Source organism: Kutzneria sp. NPDC051319, from assembly GCF_040682195.1.
GTDB lineage: Bacteria > Actinomycetota > Actinomycetes > Mycobacteriales > Pseudonocardiaceae > Kutzneria.
This window is the reverse complement of sequence record NZ_JBFBAM010000050.1, coordinates 53,143-68,313: the sequence shown is the minus strand read 5'-3', so window position 1 is coordinate 68,313 and position 15,171 is coordinate 53,143. Positions and strand designations below refer to the sequence as shown.

At 70.9% G+C, this 15,171-nt stretch carries 13 protein-coding genes; 5 read left to right on the top strand and 8 right to left on the bottom strand.

What is annotated here, in order from left to right; translation table 11 throughout:
• Positions 1-118: 118 nt before the first annotated feature.
• The gene (locus AB0M73_RS34840; RefSeq protein WP_363899974.1) at positions 119-370 is read right to left on the bottom strand and encodes a hypothetical protein; all 252 of its coding nucleotides are present in this window, start codon (positions 368-370) and stop codon (positions 119-121) included.
• A gap of 82 nt (positions 371-452) precedes the next feature.
• On the opposite strand from AB0M73_RS34840, the gene AB0M73_RS34835 reads away from it, so the two are divergent.
• A complete protein-coding gene (locus tag AB0M73_RS34835) occupies positions 453-1,397 on the top strand; it encodes a lysyl oxidase family protein (protein ID WP_363899971.1) in 945 nt (314 codons plus the stop codon).
• 40 nt (positions 1,398-1,437) lie between these two features.
• Here the strand turns inward: AB0M73_RS34835 and AB0M73_RS34830 are convergent, their stop codons facing one another.
• The 7 genes from AB0M73_RS34830 to AB0M73_RS34800 all read right to left on the bottom strand — a co-directional run bounded on the left by AB0M73_RS34830 (position 1,438) and on the right by AB0M73_RS34800 (position 9,269).
• Entirely contained in the window at positions 1,438-2,157 is a 720-nt protein-coding gene (locus AB0M73_RS34830) for an ABC transporter permease (RefSeq protein ID WP_363899968.1), read from the bottom strand.
• Positions 2,157-3,071, bottom strand: a complete 915-nt coding sequence (locus tag AB0M73_RS34825) for an ABC transporter ATP-binding protein (protein ID WP_043719356.1) — start codon at positions 3,069-3,071, stop codon at positions 2,157-2,159. The genes AB0M73_RS34830 and AB0M73_RS34825 overlap by 1 nt, the downstream gene beginning before the upstream one ends.
• Before the next feature lie 431 nt (positions 3,072-3,502).
• Entirely contained in the window at positions 3,503-4,225 is a 723-nt protein-coding gene (locus AB0M73_RS34820) for an SWIM zinc finger family protein (RefSeq protein ID WP_363899964.1), read from the bottom strand.
• A complete protein-coding gene (locus AB0M73_RS34815) occupies positions 4,222-6,834 on the bottom strand; it encodes a DEAD/DEAH box helicase (RefSeq protein WP_363899982.1) in 2,613 nt (870 codons plus the stop codon). Before AB0M73_RS34815 ends, AB0M73_RS34820 begins: the two co-directional genes overlap by 4 nt.
• Before the next feature lie 62 nt (positions 6,835-6,896).
• A complete protein-coding gene (locus tag AB0M73_RS34810; RefSeq protein WP_363899962.1) occupies positions 6,897-7,670 on the bottom strand; it encodes an ABC transporter permease in 774 nt (257 codons plus the stop codon).
• Entirely contained in the window at positions 7,667-8,605 is a 939-nt protein-coding gene (locus tag AB0M73_RS34805; RefSeq protein ID WP_363899959.1) for an ATP-binding cassette domain-containing protein, read from the bottom strand. Before AB0M73_RS34805 ends, AB0M73_RS34810 begins: the two co-directional genes overlap by 4 nt.
• Before the next feature lie 88 nt (positions 8,606-8,693).
• Complete coding sequence (locus AB0M73_RS34800; protein ID WP_363899956.1) at positions 8,694-9,269, bottom strand: PadR family transcriptional regulator; 576 nt, start codon at positions 9,267-9,269, stop codon at positions 8,694-8,696.
• Positions 9,270-9,418: 149 nt separating this feature from the next.
• On the opposite strand from AB0M73_RS34800, the gene AB0M73_RS34795 reads away from it, so the two are divergent.
• From AB0M73_RS34795 to AB0M73_RS34780, 4 genes are all read left to right on the top strand, one after another.
• Entirely contained in the window at positions 9,419-9,562 is a 144-nt protein-coding gene (locus tag AB0M73_RS34795; RefSeq protein ID WP_157494709.1) for a hypothetical protein, read from the top strand.
• Positions 9,563-9,581: 19 nt separating this feature from the next.
• On the top strand, positions 9,582-12,395 hold the full coding sequence (locus tag AB0M73_RS34790) for an AAA family ATPase (RefSeq protein WP_363899953.1): 2,814 nt from the start codon (positions 9,582-9,584) through the stop codon (positions 12,393-12,395).
• 56 nt (positions 12,396-12,451) lie between these two features.
• A complete protein-coding gene (locus AB0M73_RS34785) occupies positions 12,452-13,372 on the top strand; it encodes an NADP-dependent oxidoreductase (RefSeq protein WP_363899950.1) in 921 nt (306 codons plus the stop codon).
• A 132-nt stretch (positions 13,373-13,504) separates the two neighbouring features.
• The gene (locus AB0M73_RS34780; RefSeq protein ID WP_363899947.1) at positions 13,505-14,770 is read left to right on the top strand and encodes a hypothetical protein; all 1,266 of its coding nucleotides are present in this window, start codon (positions 13,505-13,507) and stop codon (positions 14,768-14,770) included.
• Positions 14,771-15,171: the final 401 nt, after the last annotated feature.

The following is a 15,171-nucleotide window of genomic DNA, read 5'->3' as shown; positions in this document are numbered from 1 at the left end:
TCGTGTGTTTCTGTCGCAAGAAACATGATCACTCAAGGGCTGCGTTCATGATCAACCAGGGACCCCTTGAACCACCCCGACGTTAAAACTCAAGGCGTCCTTCCCTGCATAAATGGGGTCAGTGGGACAGGGCGGTGGTGAGGGCGGGCTTCCAGGGGTTGTCGCAGCAGGGGCGGTCGATGCGGTCGCCGGCCTCGAGGTCGGCGACGACCTTGCGGATGCCGGCGGCGGTGTCGGCGTCGGACTTGGACACGACGGCGGCGACGGCGTCCAGCACGAGCGCGGCCTCACGCAGCGCGGGGGCGGTCACGACGCGGGCGTCCTGAAGGGACGGAAGCGGGGCGGTGACGGGTTCGGTGGCAGCAGACACGGGCCGAGGTTAAGGGCATCCACGCACGGTCACAGCGGACATCACCCGATCGGGTCGGAGGCCGCGTGGCTAGGTTGAGGCCATGACGGCGACTGCGCGGTTCCTTGCTGTGGCGGCGGTTCTGACCCTGGTGGCGACGACGCCCCCGGCCGAGGCGGCGGCCCCCATGCTGGTGCCGGACCTGCGCCAGGCGCCGGTCGGCTGCGCGGGCAACCACCGCGGCGATCCCCAGGACTGCAAGGACTGGGACGTCTGCATGGTCACGGATGTCAACGCCCCCAACGCGCCGTGCGTGACCTCCGGCGACATCAGGGCGGTGCGGCTGCGGTTCACCTCGTCGGAGGAGAACATCGGCGACGGCCCGCTGCTGTTCTACGCCCACCGGGACAGCACGCTGTTCCCGACGATGTCGGTGCGGCAGGCCTTCCAGAACGGCGTGCACGGCCCCATCCCGGACACCTTCCGCAACGCCCAGAAGCCGTCCGGCACCAGCGCCTACTACGAGCCGGCCCCGGCCCACATGCACTGGCACCTGCTGAACTTCGAGCGTTTCCAGCTGCGGACGCTGTCCGGCAGCGCGGTGGTGTCCGACCGCAAGAACGGCTTCTGCCTGGGCGACCGCTACGACGTGCCGGACAAGGCGTCGCTGCAGCACCGCGTGCACGAGGACGAGGAGCCCGAGGCCAAGCTGCACCAGGTCCTCATCTACAACATGTGCGGCCACGAGCAGCCCGGCGCCACCGACGTCACCGAGGGCATCTCCGTGGGCAGCGGCGACGACTACCGCTACACCGTGGACTTCCAGTGGCTGGACATCACCGGAGTGTCCTCGGGCGTGTACGACGTGGTGAACACGGTCAATCCGGATCGGACGCTGACGGAGAAGAACTACGACAACAACTCGTCGTCGATCGCGGTGTCCGTGCAGTGGCCGGACGGCGCGAAGGGGGCGCCGTCGAGGATCACGGCGCCCCCTGTGGTGCGGCTGCTGCGCAGCTGCCCCGGCAGCGAGACCTGTTCGGGCTGACGGCGGCTCGCGCACTCCCCTCTGGCGCGCGAGCCGCCGATCAGACGCGAGCGGAGTCCCGCCGGTAGCGGAGCGCGACGAGCGCGCCGGCCACCACGATCCAGGCCGCCATGGTGATCACGCCCTGGAAGCTCAGAACGTTGCCTGCCAACGCGTCATGTCCGAATTCCGCCAGCCAGTAGCTCGGCAGGGCCTTGGCGATGTCGGTCATGACGGCCGGCAGGGCGCTCAGCGGCAGCCACAGGCCGCCGAGCATGCTCAGGCCCAGCATGAGCACCGTGCTCATGGCCTGGGCCGAGTCTCCGGTGGCCAGCAGGCCGATGAGCAGGCCCAGCACCGCGGTCGGCAGCACGCCCAGCCAGCAGAAGACGATCAGCTGGAGCCACGTGCCCGGGCTCAGGTCCACATGCATGAACAGCACCCCGGCGGCGTACACCAGCAGCAAGCTCGGCAGCGCGACCAGCATCGCCGCCGCGACCTTGGAGACCAGGTAGTTCACGCCGTTCAACGGGGTCAGCCGCAGCTGGCGGTTCCAGCCGACCTGGCGTTCGATCGCGGTGCGGGAGCCGGTGCTGACCGACGCGGCCACCGCGCCGAAGGCCGCCATGCTCACCATCAGGTAGGCGACGACGGCCGGGTCGCCCCGGCCCTCGGCCGAGCTGAAGGCCAGGAACATCACCAGCGGGAACGCGACGGTGAAGATGGAGAACCGGGGCGAGCGGACCAGCCTGCGCACCTCGAAAGCCAACAGCGCGCCCATCAGGCGGCCTCCTGCCTGGTCAGAGTGACGAAAGCGGCTTCGAGGCCGGCGCCTCGGACCTCGATGTCGCGGGCCTGCGGGTGGCGGTCGAGCAGCTCGCGCAGGGCCGTGTCGGAATCCACGCAGGCCAGCTCGGTGGAGTCGCCGCGGACCAACACCGAGGTGACGCCCGGCAGCAGGGCCAGCGCGCCCTCGTCGGCGTGCGGGATCTTGGCCGTGATCACGCGGCCAGCGGCGAGCGAGCGGACCTGGCTCACCGAGCCGTCGGCGACGACCCGGCCCGAGCGCAGCAGCACCACCCGGTCCGCGTAGTCCTCGGCCTCGGCGAGGTAGTGGGTCGCGAACACGACCGTGCGGCCGGTGTCCGTGTAGGAGCGCATGGCCGCCCAGAACTCACGGCGGCCCTCCACGTCCATGGCCACCGTCGGCTCGTCGAGGACCAGCAGGTCCGGATTGCTGGCCAGCGCGACCGCGAAACGGACCCGCTGCTTCTCGCCGCCGGACAGCGCTCCCACCTTGCGGCCGGCCAGCTCGGCCAGGCCGGCCCGCTGGAGGGTTTCCTTGAGCGGCAACGGTTTCGGGTACATCGCCCGGAACAGCGCCACGGTCTCGGACACCGTGGCGTCATCCAGCAGGCCGCCAGACTGGAGCATCGCGCCCACCAGGCCGGCGGCAACGGCCTCCCGTGGCGCCCGCCCGAACACCGACGCCGCGCCCTGGGTCGGCTCGGCCAGGCCCAGCAGCATGTCGATCGTCGTCGACTTGCCGGCCCCGTTCGGCCCCAGCAGCGCCACGACCTCCCCCGGCGCGATCGTGACGTCGACCCCGTCGACGGCGCGCACGTCGCCGAAGTGCTTGACCAGTCCGCGGAGGCTCACGGCGGCGCCCCGGGTGACGGTGTCTGTGCTGTCCATGGCACATAGCCTGTCGCCGCGAGGCGTCCGAGCCCTGGCACACCTGTCAGGACCTCGCCGTGACAACTGTCATGGCGGGATCCTGTAGGTAGCTGCAGTCGGCTCAGGAGTGGGAGAAGCTCAGGGCGTAGAAGTGCACCAGCGCGCCGACGGTCGAGCTGCGCTACTGCTCTGGTTGTAGTCGCCGGCCTCGAAGTACATGGGATAGCCGCCGAACGATGACGGCACGGCGTAGCTCTTGGCGGTGGCGCCGTTGATCGACAACGTGATGGTCTTGCTGGGGTCGTACAGGAACGGGGCCGCGTCGATTTCGACATGGCCGCATCACGGCTGCTCACCGCGATCCGCGAGCACGCCGTCACTGCGGCCCTCATCCACAACGACGTCGCGACGCCTGGTCGCCGTGGTGGCAGGTGGATCTGTTGCCCCGGCTACGAACCCGCTGGCCCCTCGGCCAGTAGCTGCCGGGCGCGGGTCGCCGCCGTGGCGGCCGCGCCGGCCAGCGCCCCGGCATCCATGCCCGGCGGCGGTTCGATGCTGAGCAGCCGCAGCTCCCCTGTGGCCGCCGGCGGCGGTTCGGGCAACGGCGGGGCGGGCCGGGCGAAGGCCTCGGCGGCCAGGACGGTGTTGTCGTTGTGGTGTCGGGAAACCTCCGTGGTGAGGGACTCGGCCGAGCGGCCTCGCAGCAGGAACAGCAGGGACGGATCGGCGTCGAGCAGCCAGGCCGTCTGGTAGCAGAGGGCCGCGGCGTGTTGGCAGGGGTTGCCCCAGTCTTCGCAGCTGCACTGGGCGTCGAGATCGCCGACGCCCGGCACCACGGCGGAGAGGTCGTGCGGCAGATATCCGTCGAGCAGGGCGGCCAGGTGTCCCGATTGGACGGACGCCTCGGCCACCAGCGCCGCCCATGCGTTGTCGGACAGGGCTTCCACGGCGATGCTGGTGCTGAAGGCATTGTCCAGCACCGCCGCAATCCGGCCCGGGCTGATGGTGATCGGCCCGATCTGGCCCTGGCCGGCGATGCGCCGACCGGCCTTGGTCAGCCCGGCGTCGACCGCGGTGTCCTCCATGGCCTGGATCCACGCGGTGCCCCACCAGGTGGGCTGTCGGCGCCGGCTACGAGCGGGAAAAGCGGGAAAGCCTTGGGCGTCGGTCATCGCAGCCTCACCAGGTCCGACAACTCCGCGTCGGTCAGCTCCGTCAGGGCGGCCTCGCCGCCGGTCAACACCGCGTCGGCCAGGGCGCGTTTGGCGGTGAGCATGGCGGCGATGCGGTCCTCGATGGTGCCCTCGGTCATGAACCGGTGCACCTGCACGGGCCGGGTCTGCCCGATGCGATAGGCGCGGTCGGTGGCCTGGTCCTCGACGGCCGGGTTCCACCAGCGGTCGTAGTGCACGACGTGGTCGGCGCGGGTCAGATTCAGCCCGGTGCCGCCGGCCTTCAGCGAGATGAGGAAGATCGGCACCTCGCCGCCCTGGAACCGGTCGACCATCTCCTCGCGACGGGCGACGGGCGTGCCGCCGTGCAGGAGCTGGCTGGGCAGCCCACGGTCGGCGAGGTGCCGGGAGAGCAGCTCGGCCATGGCCACGTACTGCGTGAACACGAGGACGGCGTGGTCCTCGGCGACGATGGTGCCGACCAGCTCGTCGAACAGGGCGAGCTTGCCGGAACGGCCGGCGAGGCGGGCGTCGGTCTGCCTGAGGTACTGGGCCGGGTGGTTGCAGATCTGCTTGAGCGAGGTGAGCAGCTTGAGGATCAGCCCACGGCGGGCGATGCCGTCGGTCTGGGCGATCTCGGCCATGACCTCGCGCACCACGGACTCGTAGAGCCCAGCCTGTTCCCGGGTGAGCGGCACGAGCTGGTCGGTCTCGGTCTTGGCCGGCAGCTCGGGCGCGATGCCGGGGTCGGACTTGCTGCGCCGCAACAGGAACGGCCGCAGCATCCGGGCCAGCCGCCGGGCGGTCTCCTCGTCCTTGTCGGCCTCGATGGGCTTGGCCCACCGCCGCCGGAACGCCGGCTGCGAGCCGAGCAGCCCGGGCGTGGCCCAGTCCAGGATGGCCCACAGCTCGGACAGGCTGTTCTCGACGGGCGTGCCGGTGAGGGCGACCCGAACACCGTTTCCGATGCCGCGCAAGGCTTTCGCGGTGGCGGACCGGGCGTTCTTCACGTGCTGGGCCTCGTCGGCGACGACCAGATCCCAGGGCACGGCAGCGAGTTCGTCCGCGTCGCGGCGCATGGTGCCGTAGGTCGTGAGCACAAAACCGTCGACGTCGTCGAGGTCGCGGGCCGAGCCGTGGAATCGCCGAACCGAGACACCGGGCGCGAAGCGGTGGATCTCTCGTTCCCAGTTGCCGAGCAGCGAGGCCGGGCACACCACGAGCGTGACACCGGCCGAGCGGTGCAGGTGCAGGGCGATCACGGTGATCGTCTTGCCCAGGCCCATGTCGTCGGCCAGGCAGCAGCCGAGGCCGAGCGAGGTCATGCGGGCCAGCCAGCGCAGGCCGCGCAGCTGGTAGTCGCGCAACGTCGCGTTCAACGCCGGCGGCTGCGCCAACAGCTCGGCCCCGCCCTCGGCGTCGGCGATCCGGTCCCGCACCGTGGCGAGCCAGCCGTCGGCGACGACCTCGATCTGCTCACCGTCGATCTCGGCGGTGCCGGTCAGCGCGATTCCGAGCGCTGCCAACGGGTTCAGCGGCGTGAGCTCCCGTTGCCGGACGCGCCGGGCCAGGTCGGCGTCGACGAGCTGCCACTGCTCACGCAGCCGCACGATCGGCCGGTGGGCCTGGGCCAGCTGCTCCAGCTCGTCCTTGGTCAACGGGTCGTCGCCGAGGGCGACCTGCCAGTCGAAGCGCAGGGCCTCGCCGCCGCCGAGGAAACCGGGCATGTCCTTGGGCGCCGAGCCGCCGCCGATGGCCACCCGCGTGACCAACTGCTGGGCCAGCTCCTTGGGCCAGTGCACGGGCACGCCCTTGGCCGCCAACCGGTCGACCGCGCCGCCCAGCAGCTGCCGCACCTCGTCGTCGAGCAGGATGATCTCGTCGGGAATCTCCTTGTGCAGCAAGGAGTTCAGTGCCGGCCAGACCCGCGCCGCCCGGCGCAGCGCGACCAGGGCCTGCGACTGGGCGCGGGCCTTGCCGGCCCCCGCCCACGCCTCGGCGGCGTCACTGACCACGCCGGGATCGGACAGGCTGTGCAGCTGCACGACGACCCGGAACCGGTTGTCGAACTCGATGCGCAGCGACACGCTGACGCCGTCGGCCCAGGTCCGCAGCTGCGGCACGCGTTGCGGGGTGGCGGCCAGGAACGCGGCCTCGCTGCCGCCACGCGGGAGCCCGTCGGCGATCGCGTTCAGGAAGTCCTCGACCAGCTCACGGGCGTCCGGCAGCTCCAGCGGCAGGCGGTCGGGCACCGGCACCGCCCGGGCCTCGGCCGGCATGGCGGCCACCAGCTCGCCGATGCGGCCCTGGTCGGCAGGGTCGAGGGGGCCGATGCGCCACGCGTCGTAGTCGCCGGGCGAGACTGTGGGCAGCAGCCGGCCGCGGGCGACCAGCTGGAGCGCGACGACCGTGGCCGCACCCCAGAATGCGGTCGCCGGATGGGCCCGGCGGTCGCGGCGGGCCCGGCTGAGCAGCGGCACCGCCTCGGCGACCGGCAGCCGCACCGCCGGCACGGTGCGGACCCGCACCTCGTGCTCCCGCGCCTCGACGATGTCCAGGGCGCCGAGCTCCCCCATCCCCGTGGGGAGCTCGGCGCCCCAGAAGGCCATTCTGCCCAATCGCGGCGGATCCGCGGGTTCGAACACGACCGGGCAGTGCGTCAGTTCGTCCACTATCGGCTCAACCTCCGAAACGCGCGTACCGACAGCGGGAAGAACACGGCCACCAGGAGCAGCGGCCAGGCCACCGCGACCCCGATCCACCCGTCGGCCAGGCCCGGGTTGCCGAACAGGTCGCGGGTGGCGGCCGCGGTGGCGGACAGCGGGTTCCAGGTGGCGATCGCGCCCAGCCAGCTGGGCATGGTGTCCGGCGAGACGAAGATGTTGGACAGGAAGCTGACCGGCCACACCACGACCTGCACCAGCGTCACCGCGCTCGGGTCGGCGACCACCAGGCCCAGCCAGATGCCCACCCACAGCAACGCGAACCGCAGCAGGAGCAGCAGCCCGAACGCGGCCAGGGTGGCGCCGACGCCGCCGTGCGGGCGCCAGCCGACGGCCAGGCCACAGGCCGCCATCACGACCAGCACCAGCACGGAGTTCAGCATGTCCGCCCCGCAGCGGCCGACCACCACCGCCGACGGCGACATCGGGATCGACCGGAACCGGTCGGTGACGCCGCGCGAGGCGTCCGTGGTCACGGCGAGCAGCGTGCTTTCCACACCGAAGCCCATGGTCATCACGAACATGCCCGGCAGCAGGAACTCCCGGTAGTCGCCGCCGCCCGGCACGGCGATGGCCCCGCCCAGCAGGTAACCGAACATCAGCACCAGCAGGATCGGGAACAGCAGGCTGACCACCACCGGCGCCGGCTGCCGGACCCAGTGCCCGAGGTCGCGCCGGGTCATCGTCCACCCGTCGGCGACGGCCCACCGGAGGCTGCTCACGCGGACACCTTTCCATCCGTCAGGGTCAGGAACACTTCGTCCAGGGTGGGCCGTCGCAGGGCGATGTCCTCCACCGGCACGCCGGCGGTGTCCAAGGCCCTGACGGTCTCGGTCAGCGCGGCGACGCGGTCCCGCACCGGGGCGCTGAGCCGACGCCGGTCGACGTCCCGCTCGGGTTCGGCATCGGCCACCTTGCGCAGCAGCTCCCCGGCGGTGTCCAGGTCGCCGACATCGTGCACCACGACCTCGACGCGGTCGCCGCCGATCCGGGACTTGAGCTCGGTCGGGCTGCCCCCGGCGATCACCCGTCCGGCGTCGATGACGGCGATCTGGTCGGCCAGCTGGTCGGCCTCGTCGAGGTACTGGGTGGTGAGCAGGACGGTGGCGCCGTCGCCGGCCAGCGACCGCACGGCGTCCCAGACCTCGTTGCGGCCACGGGGATCCAGCCCGGTCGTGGGCTCGTCGAGAAACAGCACCTTGGGCGCGAGGATCATGCCGGCGGCCAGGTCGAGCCGCCGTCGCATCCCGCCCGAGTAGTGCCGGACGGCCTTGTTGCCGGTGTCGGCCAGCCCGAACCGCTCGAGCAGCTCGGCGGCCCGGGCCCGGGCCTTCGCGGCGCCCAGGTGGTAGAGCCGGCCGAACAGCTCCAGGTTCTGACGGCCGCTCAACACCTCGTCGACGGCGGCGTGCTGGCCGACGAGGCCGATGCGCCGTCGTACCTCCATGGGTCGGGTCGCGACGTCGAAGCCGGCGACCTCGGCCCGGCCGCCGTCGGCGCGCAGCAGTGTGCTCAGGATGCGTACGGACGTGGTCTTGCCGGCGCCGTTGGGCCCGAGCAGCCCGCACACCGTGCCGGGCCGAACCCGCAGGTCAAAGCCGTCGAGCGCGATCTTGTCCCCGAACCGCTTGCGCAGTCCGTCGACGAGAACTGACATTCGTCCCCCCGGTCGAGTACTAAAACTTGAATACCCGCGAGTGCCAGTGTGCACCCGCGACGGTCGGGTATGCAAACTTGAATAGCGGTCAGGCCGGGTGGGGCCAGCTGCCGGCCTTGCCGACCGTGCCCGGATCGCCGGCCATCGCGTACATGCCGCGCTCCAGCCGCTCGATCAATCCGCTGGTCCAGGCCAGGTCATCGGCCGCATCGGTGACGCGCAGCCGGTACAGCTCGCGCACGTGCGGCGGCTCCTGCCAGCTCGTGTACTGCTCGTCGGCCTCCGCGCGGATGGCCTCGACCGCCTCCATCCGCACCCGCAGCAGGGCGATCGCCTCGGCCCGGGTCAGCGCCGGCAGCAGGGCCAGGCCCGCGGCCAGCATGTCCGGCCGCGGCTCCGGCTTGCGCAGCGCGTCGGCCAGCAGCCGTTTGAACTCGAACTCGCCCTTCTCGGTGAGCTCGTAGTCGGTACGGCCCGGCACGGCCCAGTCCTCGTGCAGGAAGCCGGCCTTCACGCCCTGCTTCAGCGCGTGGTAGATCGAGCCCCACTTCACGTTGGCCCAGATCTCCGCGCCCCACGACATCACGTCGTTGCCGATCAGGTAGCCGTGCGCCCGCCCGTAGCCACGCACCACCCCCAACACCAACAACCGCGTCGCCGACATGGGGTGCAGCCTAAGGCGGCCCGTAGATCACCCGGGTACCCCCTCAGTTCTCCCGGGTCGGCTTCGGCGTGGAGAACGACGTGACTGCCCAATGCCTGAGGGGGTGCCTCAGACCGAACCTCAAGGTGGCCGAAAAGGGGAGGTTCGTCATGTGGCAGCTGAGCGACTCGAACTACCAGTACGTGATGGAGCAGCAGAAGGCCCAGCGGCAGGCCGCCGAGCAGGTGCGGGCGGCCCGGCGCGGCAACCGTCGGCGCTGGTGGAAGCGGGGGAACCAGCCGCAGAGCCGCTGATCTTGTGCAACCATGCGATGTGCCGCGCATCGGATCGGGGATCCCGTTGGTCGGCCGTCGCACGGAGTTGGCGGCGCTGGAGTCCGCGCTGTCCGCCGCGGCGGACGGGCGGGCCGGGGCGGTGCTGCTGGCCGGTGACGCCGGCGTCGGCAAGTCGCGGCTGCTGGCGGAGCTGACCGCGCGGGCTCGGGCCGACGGGGTGACGGTGCTGACCGGACGATGCCTCGACGTGGAGCGCGCCGGCCTGCCGTATCTGCCGTTCGTGGAGGCGCTGGGCCGGTTGCCCGAGTCCAGCGCCTCCCGGCTGGACGATGCCATGGAGCAGCTGCGGCTGTTCGAGGCCGTGCACACCGAGCTGACGGAGCTGGCCGCCGGCTCGGTGGTGCTGTTGGCGTTGGAGGATCTGCACTGGGCCGACGCCGCGACCCGGGACCTGTTGCTGTTCCTGGTTTCCCGGCTCAACCGGCAGCGGCTGCTGGTGGTGGCCACCTATCGGGTGGACGACCTGCACCGGCGGCATCCGTTGCGGCCGTTGCTGACCGAGCTGGGCCGGTTGTCCACTGTGGATCGGGTGGAGTTGGCGCCGTTCGACCGGGCCGACGCGATGACCTTCGTATCGGCCCTGTCGGACGACGCGCTGGCCGATGAGGCGCTGCGGAACATCGCCACCCGGTCGCAGGGCAACGCCTTCTTCTGCGAGGAGCTCATCGCCGCGTACGGCACCGCCGTGCCCACCGGGCTGTCGGATCTGTTGCTGTCCCGAGTCGAACGGTTGGGCCGCGACGCCCAGCGCGTCGTCCGTGCCGCCTCCGGGGCCGGTGGCGAGGTGGAGCATTCGGTCTTGCAGGCTGTCGCCGAGCTCGACGATCTCGACGAGGCGCTTCGCGAGGCCGTGCAGCACAACGTCCTCGTGACCGCCGAGCGTGGCTACGCCTTCCGTCACGCCCTGCTCCGCGAGGCCGTGTACGAGGATTTGCTGCCGGGAGAACGGTTTCAGCTGCACGCCAAGTACGCCCGGGTGGTCACCTCACCGGCCTCCCTGGCGTATCACGCTTTGCAGAGCCATGATCTGCCGACAGCGTTCAAGGCGTCGGTGCAGGCGGCCGACATGGCCGTCGAGCTGCGCGCCCCGGCCGAGGCCCTGCACCACGTCGAGCAGGCGTTGCGGTTCTTCGGCGCGGTGCCGGATCCGGGCGTCAGCGAGTATTCGTTGCAGCGCCTGGCTTCCCGCATGGCGTCCGCGGCGGGCGACTCCGACCGGGCGGTGGCCTACGCGCGGTCGGCGATCGGCTTGGCCGACGACCCGGAGACCGGTGCCGAGGCCAGGCATCAGCTGGTACTCACGCTGATCCCGTTGGAGACGGCCTCGGCGGAGATCGCCGCCGCGGTCAGCGAGGCCTGGGAGCTGGTCCAGGACCGACCGCCGAGCGTCACCCGGGCGAGGATCATCGCGCTGCGGGCCCGGGAGTGGGCCTGGTACGGGTCCGCCGGGCTGGACATCGACGAGCTGGAACGCCTGGCCGAGCAGGCCCGGGACGAGGCGATGCGGGTCGGGGCCGACGATGTCGCGGTCGACGCGCTGATCACCCTGGCTGTCTACGCCGAGTGGCGCGACCGGGCCGAGGAGGCCCAGGAGCTGTACCGGGCGGCCGCCACCAGGGCGGCGGAGATCGGCGCCTACGCCGTCGAGCTCCGCGCCCGCAACAACCTCGCGGTCAACCTGTCCATGCAGGGGCGAGTCCAGGACGTGCTCGTGGTGGCGAACGAGCTCGTCGAACGGGCGGTCGAAGTGGGTCTGGCCTGGTCAGAACTCGCGATCGAGGCCCGGGTGGCCCGGATGGCGGTCCGATTCAACATGGGCGACCGCGCGGCGGCCGAGAAACTCGAAGACCACACGACCGCGCCGCGTTGGGCGTCGATGCGGCTGGAGGCGGCCGCCCTGTACGAGCTGGCCGTCGCCGGCCGGTTCGAGGAGGTGGACGAGGGGGCGGCCCGGATCATGACCTACTCCGACGACGCCAACATCGTCGGGCGCGTCCGCTTCGCGCGGGCCGAGGCGGCGATGTGGCGGGGCGACCTGCGCGAAGCCGTCGACGAGAGCCTCCGGCTCATCGCCTCGATCGCCGAGGCGCCCCGGGCCAGCGTGACCAAGGCCAGACGGGCTGGCGCGATGGCGGTCGGCGCGCTGGCCGACATGGCCGAGCAGGCCTGGCGCCGTGGCGACGACGACGCGGCACGGGACGCCGTCGCCGAGGGCGAGCGCGTGCACGAGCTGGCCCTGACTGAGGGCGAGTACTCGCTGGATCACCAGTGGCGCGAGGACATGCGCAATCCGGAGACCGCCTGCATGGAAGCCCGGATGGACGCCGAGCTCAACCGGCTGCGCGACGAGATCGACGTCGAGCTGTGGCGGGTCGCGGTGGCCGCGGCCGAGTCGTTCAAGTACTGGCAGGCCTCGGCGCGGTGGCGGCTGGCCGAGGCGCTGATCAACGACGGCCGGCGGGAAGAGGCCATTGTGGAGCTTCAGGCCGCCCACGCCGAGGCCGTCCACATGGGAGCGTTGCCGCTGCGCGACGCCGTCGAGACCTTGGCCAAGCGGGCTCGTATCGAGGTCGCCGGCGTGGAGGTGGACACCGAGGACCTGTTCACGCCACGTGAGCGGGCGACGCTGGAGCTCGTGGCCTCGGGCCTGACCAACCGGCAGGTCGGGGAGCGGCTCTACATCAGCGAGAAGACGGCCAGCGTGCACCTGTCCCGCGTGATGGCCAAGCTCGGCGCTTCGAGCCGGACCGAGGCCGTCTCGCTCGCCTATGAGCGGGGACTGCTGGATTAAATCCTCCGGGCGGGTGGTTGAGGCTTCACATACACCCGACGAGGAGGCCCGAAGCCATGCCCAAGGCGGTCAGGTACAACGAGTTCGGCGGCATCGACGTGCTGGACGTGGTCGAGGTGGACCGGCCGGTCCCCGGCCCCGGCGAGGTGCTCGTGCAGGTCAAAGCAGCCGGCATCAACCCCGGCGAGGCGGGTATCCGGTCCGGCGCGTTCCACTCGGTATGGCCCTCGACGTTCCCGTCGGGTCAGGGCAGCGACCTCGCCGGCGTGATCGCCGAGCTGGGCGAGGGCGTGTCCGGGGTCGCGGTCGGCGACGAGATCATCGGCTGGACCGACGACCGGGCCAGCCAGGCCGAGTACGTGGCGATCCCGGTGACGCAGCTCACGCCGAAGCCGGCCGAGGTGACGTGGGAGCAGGCCGGCGCGCTGTTCGTCGCCGGAACCACTGCCTACGCGGCGGTTCGGGCCGTCGCACTGTCCAAGGGGGACACCGTCGTGGTGTCCGGCGCGGCCGGCGGTGTCGGCTCCCTGGTCGTGCAGCTCGCCGTCGCGGCGGGCGCGAAGGTCATCGGCATCGCCGGACCGTCCAATAGCGACTGGTTGACCGCCCACGGCGTGACGCCCGTCGAGTACGGCGACGGCGTGGCCGCCCGCGTGCGGGAAGCCGCTGGTGGGACCGTCGACGCGTTCATCGACACCTTCGGCGCCGACTACGTGGAGCTCGCGTTGGAGCTGGGTGTCGACAAGGGACGGATCAACACGATCATCAACTTCCCGGCCGTGGAGAAGTACGGCATCAAGGCCGAGGGCAACGCCGACGGCGCCAGCGCCGACGTGCTGGCCGAGCTCGCCTCGCGAATCGCCGCGGGCGAATTGGAACTCGTGGTTGCCCGAAAGTACCCACTGGCCGAGGTTCGCGCTGCCTACCGCGAGCTGGAGCAGCGGCACACCCGCGGCAAGATCGTGCTCGTTCCCTAGTATTTCGGGGCTCTGACCAGCGGCGAACGGTTCTCTCGAAAATTCTTTGAACCGTTCGCCGGGACCTCCCGTGTAGATCGCGAACGGCTTCCGGACGACCGGAACCCCGTAAGCCCCACACTGGAGAATCCCATGTCTCGCAAGCATGTTGTGTCCCTTGCTGTCCTCGTGGCCGGCGCCGCCGCGATGCTGGCCGCCTGCGGGACTCCGGATGCGCCGCAGGCCTCGCCGGCCACCAGCAACGTGGCCGACTCCTCGCCGCTGAACCTGTTGCAGGGCACCGCGAAGTCCAACAACGCCACCCCGAACACCGGCGACTGGGCCCCGCAGGGCGCGCCCGCCGCTGTCGCGCACTCCTGGGTGCAGCTGCGGGCCGGCAAGGCCGGCGACCTCGACCCGGTCGTGCTCAACGCGGCCAACAAGGTGATCTACGTCTTCGACAAGGACGAAAAGAACAAGTCCAATTGCGTCGACCAGTGCAAGGTCACCTGGCCGCCGGTGGAGATCTCCAACCCCGGCAAGGTTTTTGTCGCCGGCCTCAACCCGAGGGACCTGAGCACCATCAAGCGTCCCGACGACGGCAACTACCAGATCACCCTCAAGGGCAAGCCGCTCTACACGTTCAGCAAGGACCTGAAGCCCTTCGACACCAACGGTGAGGCCGTCGGCAACACCTGGTGGGCCGTCACCCCCGACGGCCAGCGCAACTTCGGCAAGAACACGCCGCCCGGGTCCACCCCGCCCGCGACCAACACCACCGCGCCGACCGGCGCCCCCGGCACCACGCTGACCGGCACGAGCGCCATCCTGTTCGACGACGCCAACTTCTCCGAGAACGGCGCCTCCCAGGGCGTGTCCGGCCCCGGCTGCCAGAAGGTGTTCCGCCCGAGCATCGCCTCCTCCATCACCACCGACGGCGCGATCAAGCTGTGGGACGGCCCCAACTGCACCGGCAAGTCCGTCGTGATCACCGGTGACGTCAAGGACCTGGCCTCGGTCGGCATGGACAACGCCGTGCGCTCCATCCGCTTCGCCGATGGCACCGGCTCTGGTTCCACCAGCAACGGCGGCGGCGTGAACAACAGCGGCGGCGGCAACGGCGCCGGCACTGCCACCACCACGACCAACCCGGGCAACGCCACCCTGACCGCCACCGACGCCATCCTCGACTCCGGCAAGAACCTCTCCGAGCCCAACGGTTCCCAGGGCATCTCCGGCCCCGGCTGCGCCAACGTCACCACCCCGTCGCTCGTCTCCTCCATCCAGGCCACGGGCACGTACAAGCTGTGGACCGGCAAGGACTGCACCGGCAAGTCGATGATCGTGACCGGCAACCAGAACGACCTCGCCGCCATCGGCTTCGACAAGGCGGTCTACTCGATCCGCTTCGCGGGCTGACCCCCGCCGCTAGACCCCGAAGGGGACCGGCTCCGGCCGGTCCCCTTTTTTGTGTGCGTCAGCGCCCGGTTCGGACGAGCTCCATCAGGACGGTTCGCGCTTTGGGCACCTCGAGCTTCACCGACAACCACGCTCACAGCGCTGCGTTGCGCGTTCCGTTCGGCCCGGACATCGTCGATGCGCTCGGCCGGCTCACCGTGCTCGGTCACACCACCAGCGCCGCGCCTCGCCGACCTCGTGCCGCGGCCAGATCACGCACCCGCCCCGATCCCGTCCGCAACAGCGCAGTAACGCAACGAGGCAACGAGGCAACGAGGCAACGAGGCAACGAGGCAACGAGGCAACGAGGCAACGAGGCAACGAGGCAACGAGGCAACGAGGCAACGAGGCAACGAGCGTAC

Excerpts from the sequence above, each read along its gene's own strand:
- AB0M73_RS34805 (WP_363899959.1), bottom strand. The coding sequence starts at position 8,605 with ATGTCAGTTCTCGTCGACGGACTGCGCAAGCGGTTCGGGGACAAGATC.
- AB0M73_RS34785 (WP_363899950.1), top strand. The coding sequence starts at position 12,452 with ATGCCCAAGGCGGTCAGGTACAACGAGTTCGGCGGCATCGACGTGCTG.
- AB0M73_RS34825 (WP_043719356.1), bottom strand. The coding sequence starts at position 3,071 with ATGGACAGCACAGACACCGTCACCCGGGGCGCCGCCGTGAGCCTCCGC.
- AB0M73_RS34795 (WP_157494709.1), top strand. The coding sequence starts at position 9,419 with ATGTGGCAGCTGAGCGACTCGAACTACCAGTACGTGATGGAGCAGCAG.
- AB0M73_RS34780 (WP_363899947.1), top strand. The coding sequence starts at position 13,505 with ATGTCTCGCAAGCATGTTGTGTCCCTTGCTGTCCTCGTGGCCGGCGCC.
- AB0M73_RS34815 (WP_363899982.1), bottom strand. The coding sequence starts at position 6,834 with ATGGCCTTCTGGGGCGCCGAGCTCCCCACGGGGATGGGGGAGCTCGGC.
- AB0M73_RS34800 (WP_363899956.1), bottom strand. The coding sequence starts at position 9,269 with ATGTCGGCGACGCGGTTGTTGGTGTTGGGGGTGGTGCGTGGCTACGGG.
- AB0M73_RS34820 (WP_363899964.1), bottom strand. The coding sequence starts at position 4,225 with ATGACCGACGCCCAAGGCTTTCCCGCTTTTCCCGCTCGTAGCCGGCGC.
- AB0M73_RS34830 (WP_363899968.1), bottom strand. The coding sequence starts at position 2,157 with ATGGGCGCGCTGTTGGCTTTCGAGGTGCGCAGGCTGGTCCGCTCGCCC.
- AB0M73_RS34835 (WP_363899971.1), top strand. The coding sequence starts at position 453 with ATGACGGCGACTGCGCGGTTCCTTGCTGTGGCGGCGGTTCTGACCCTG.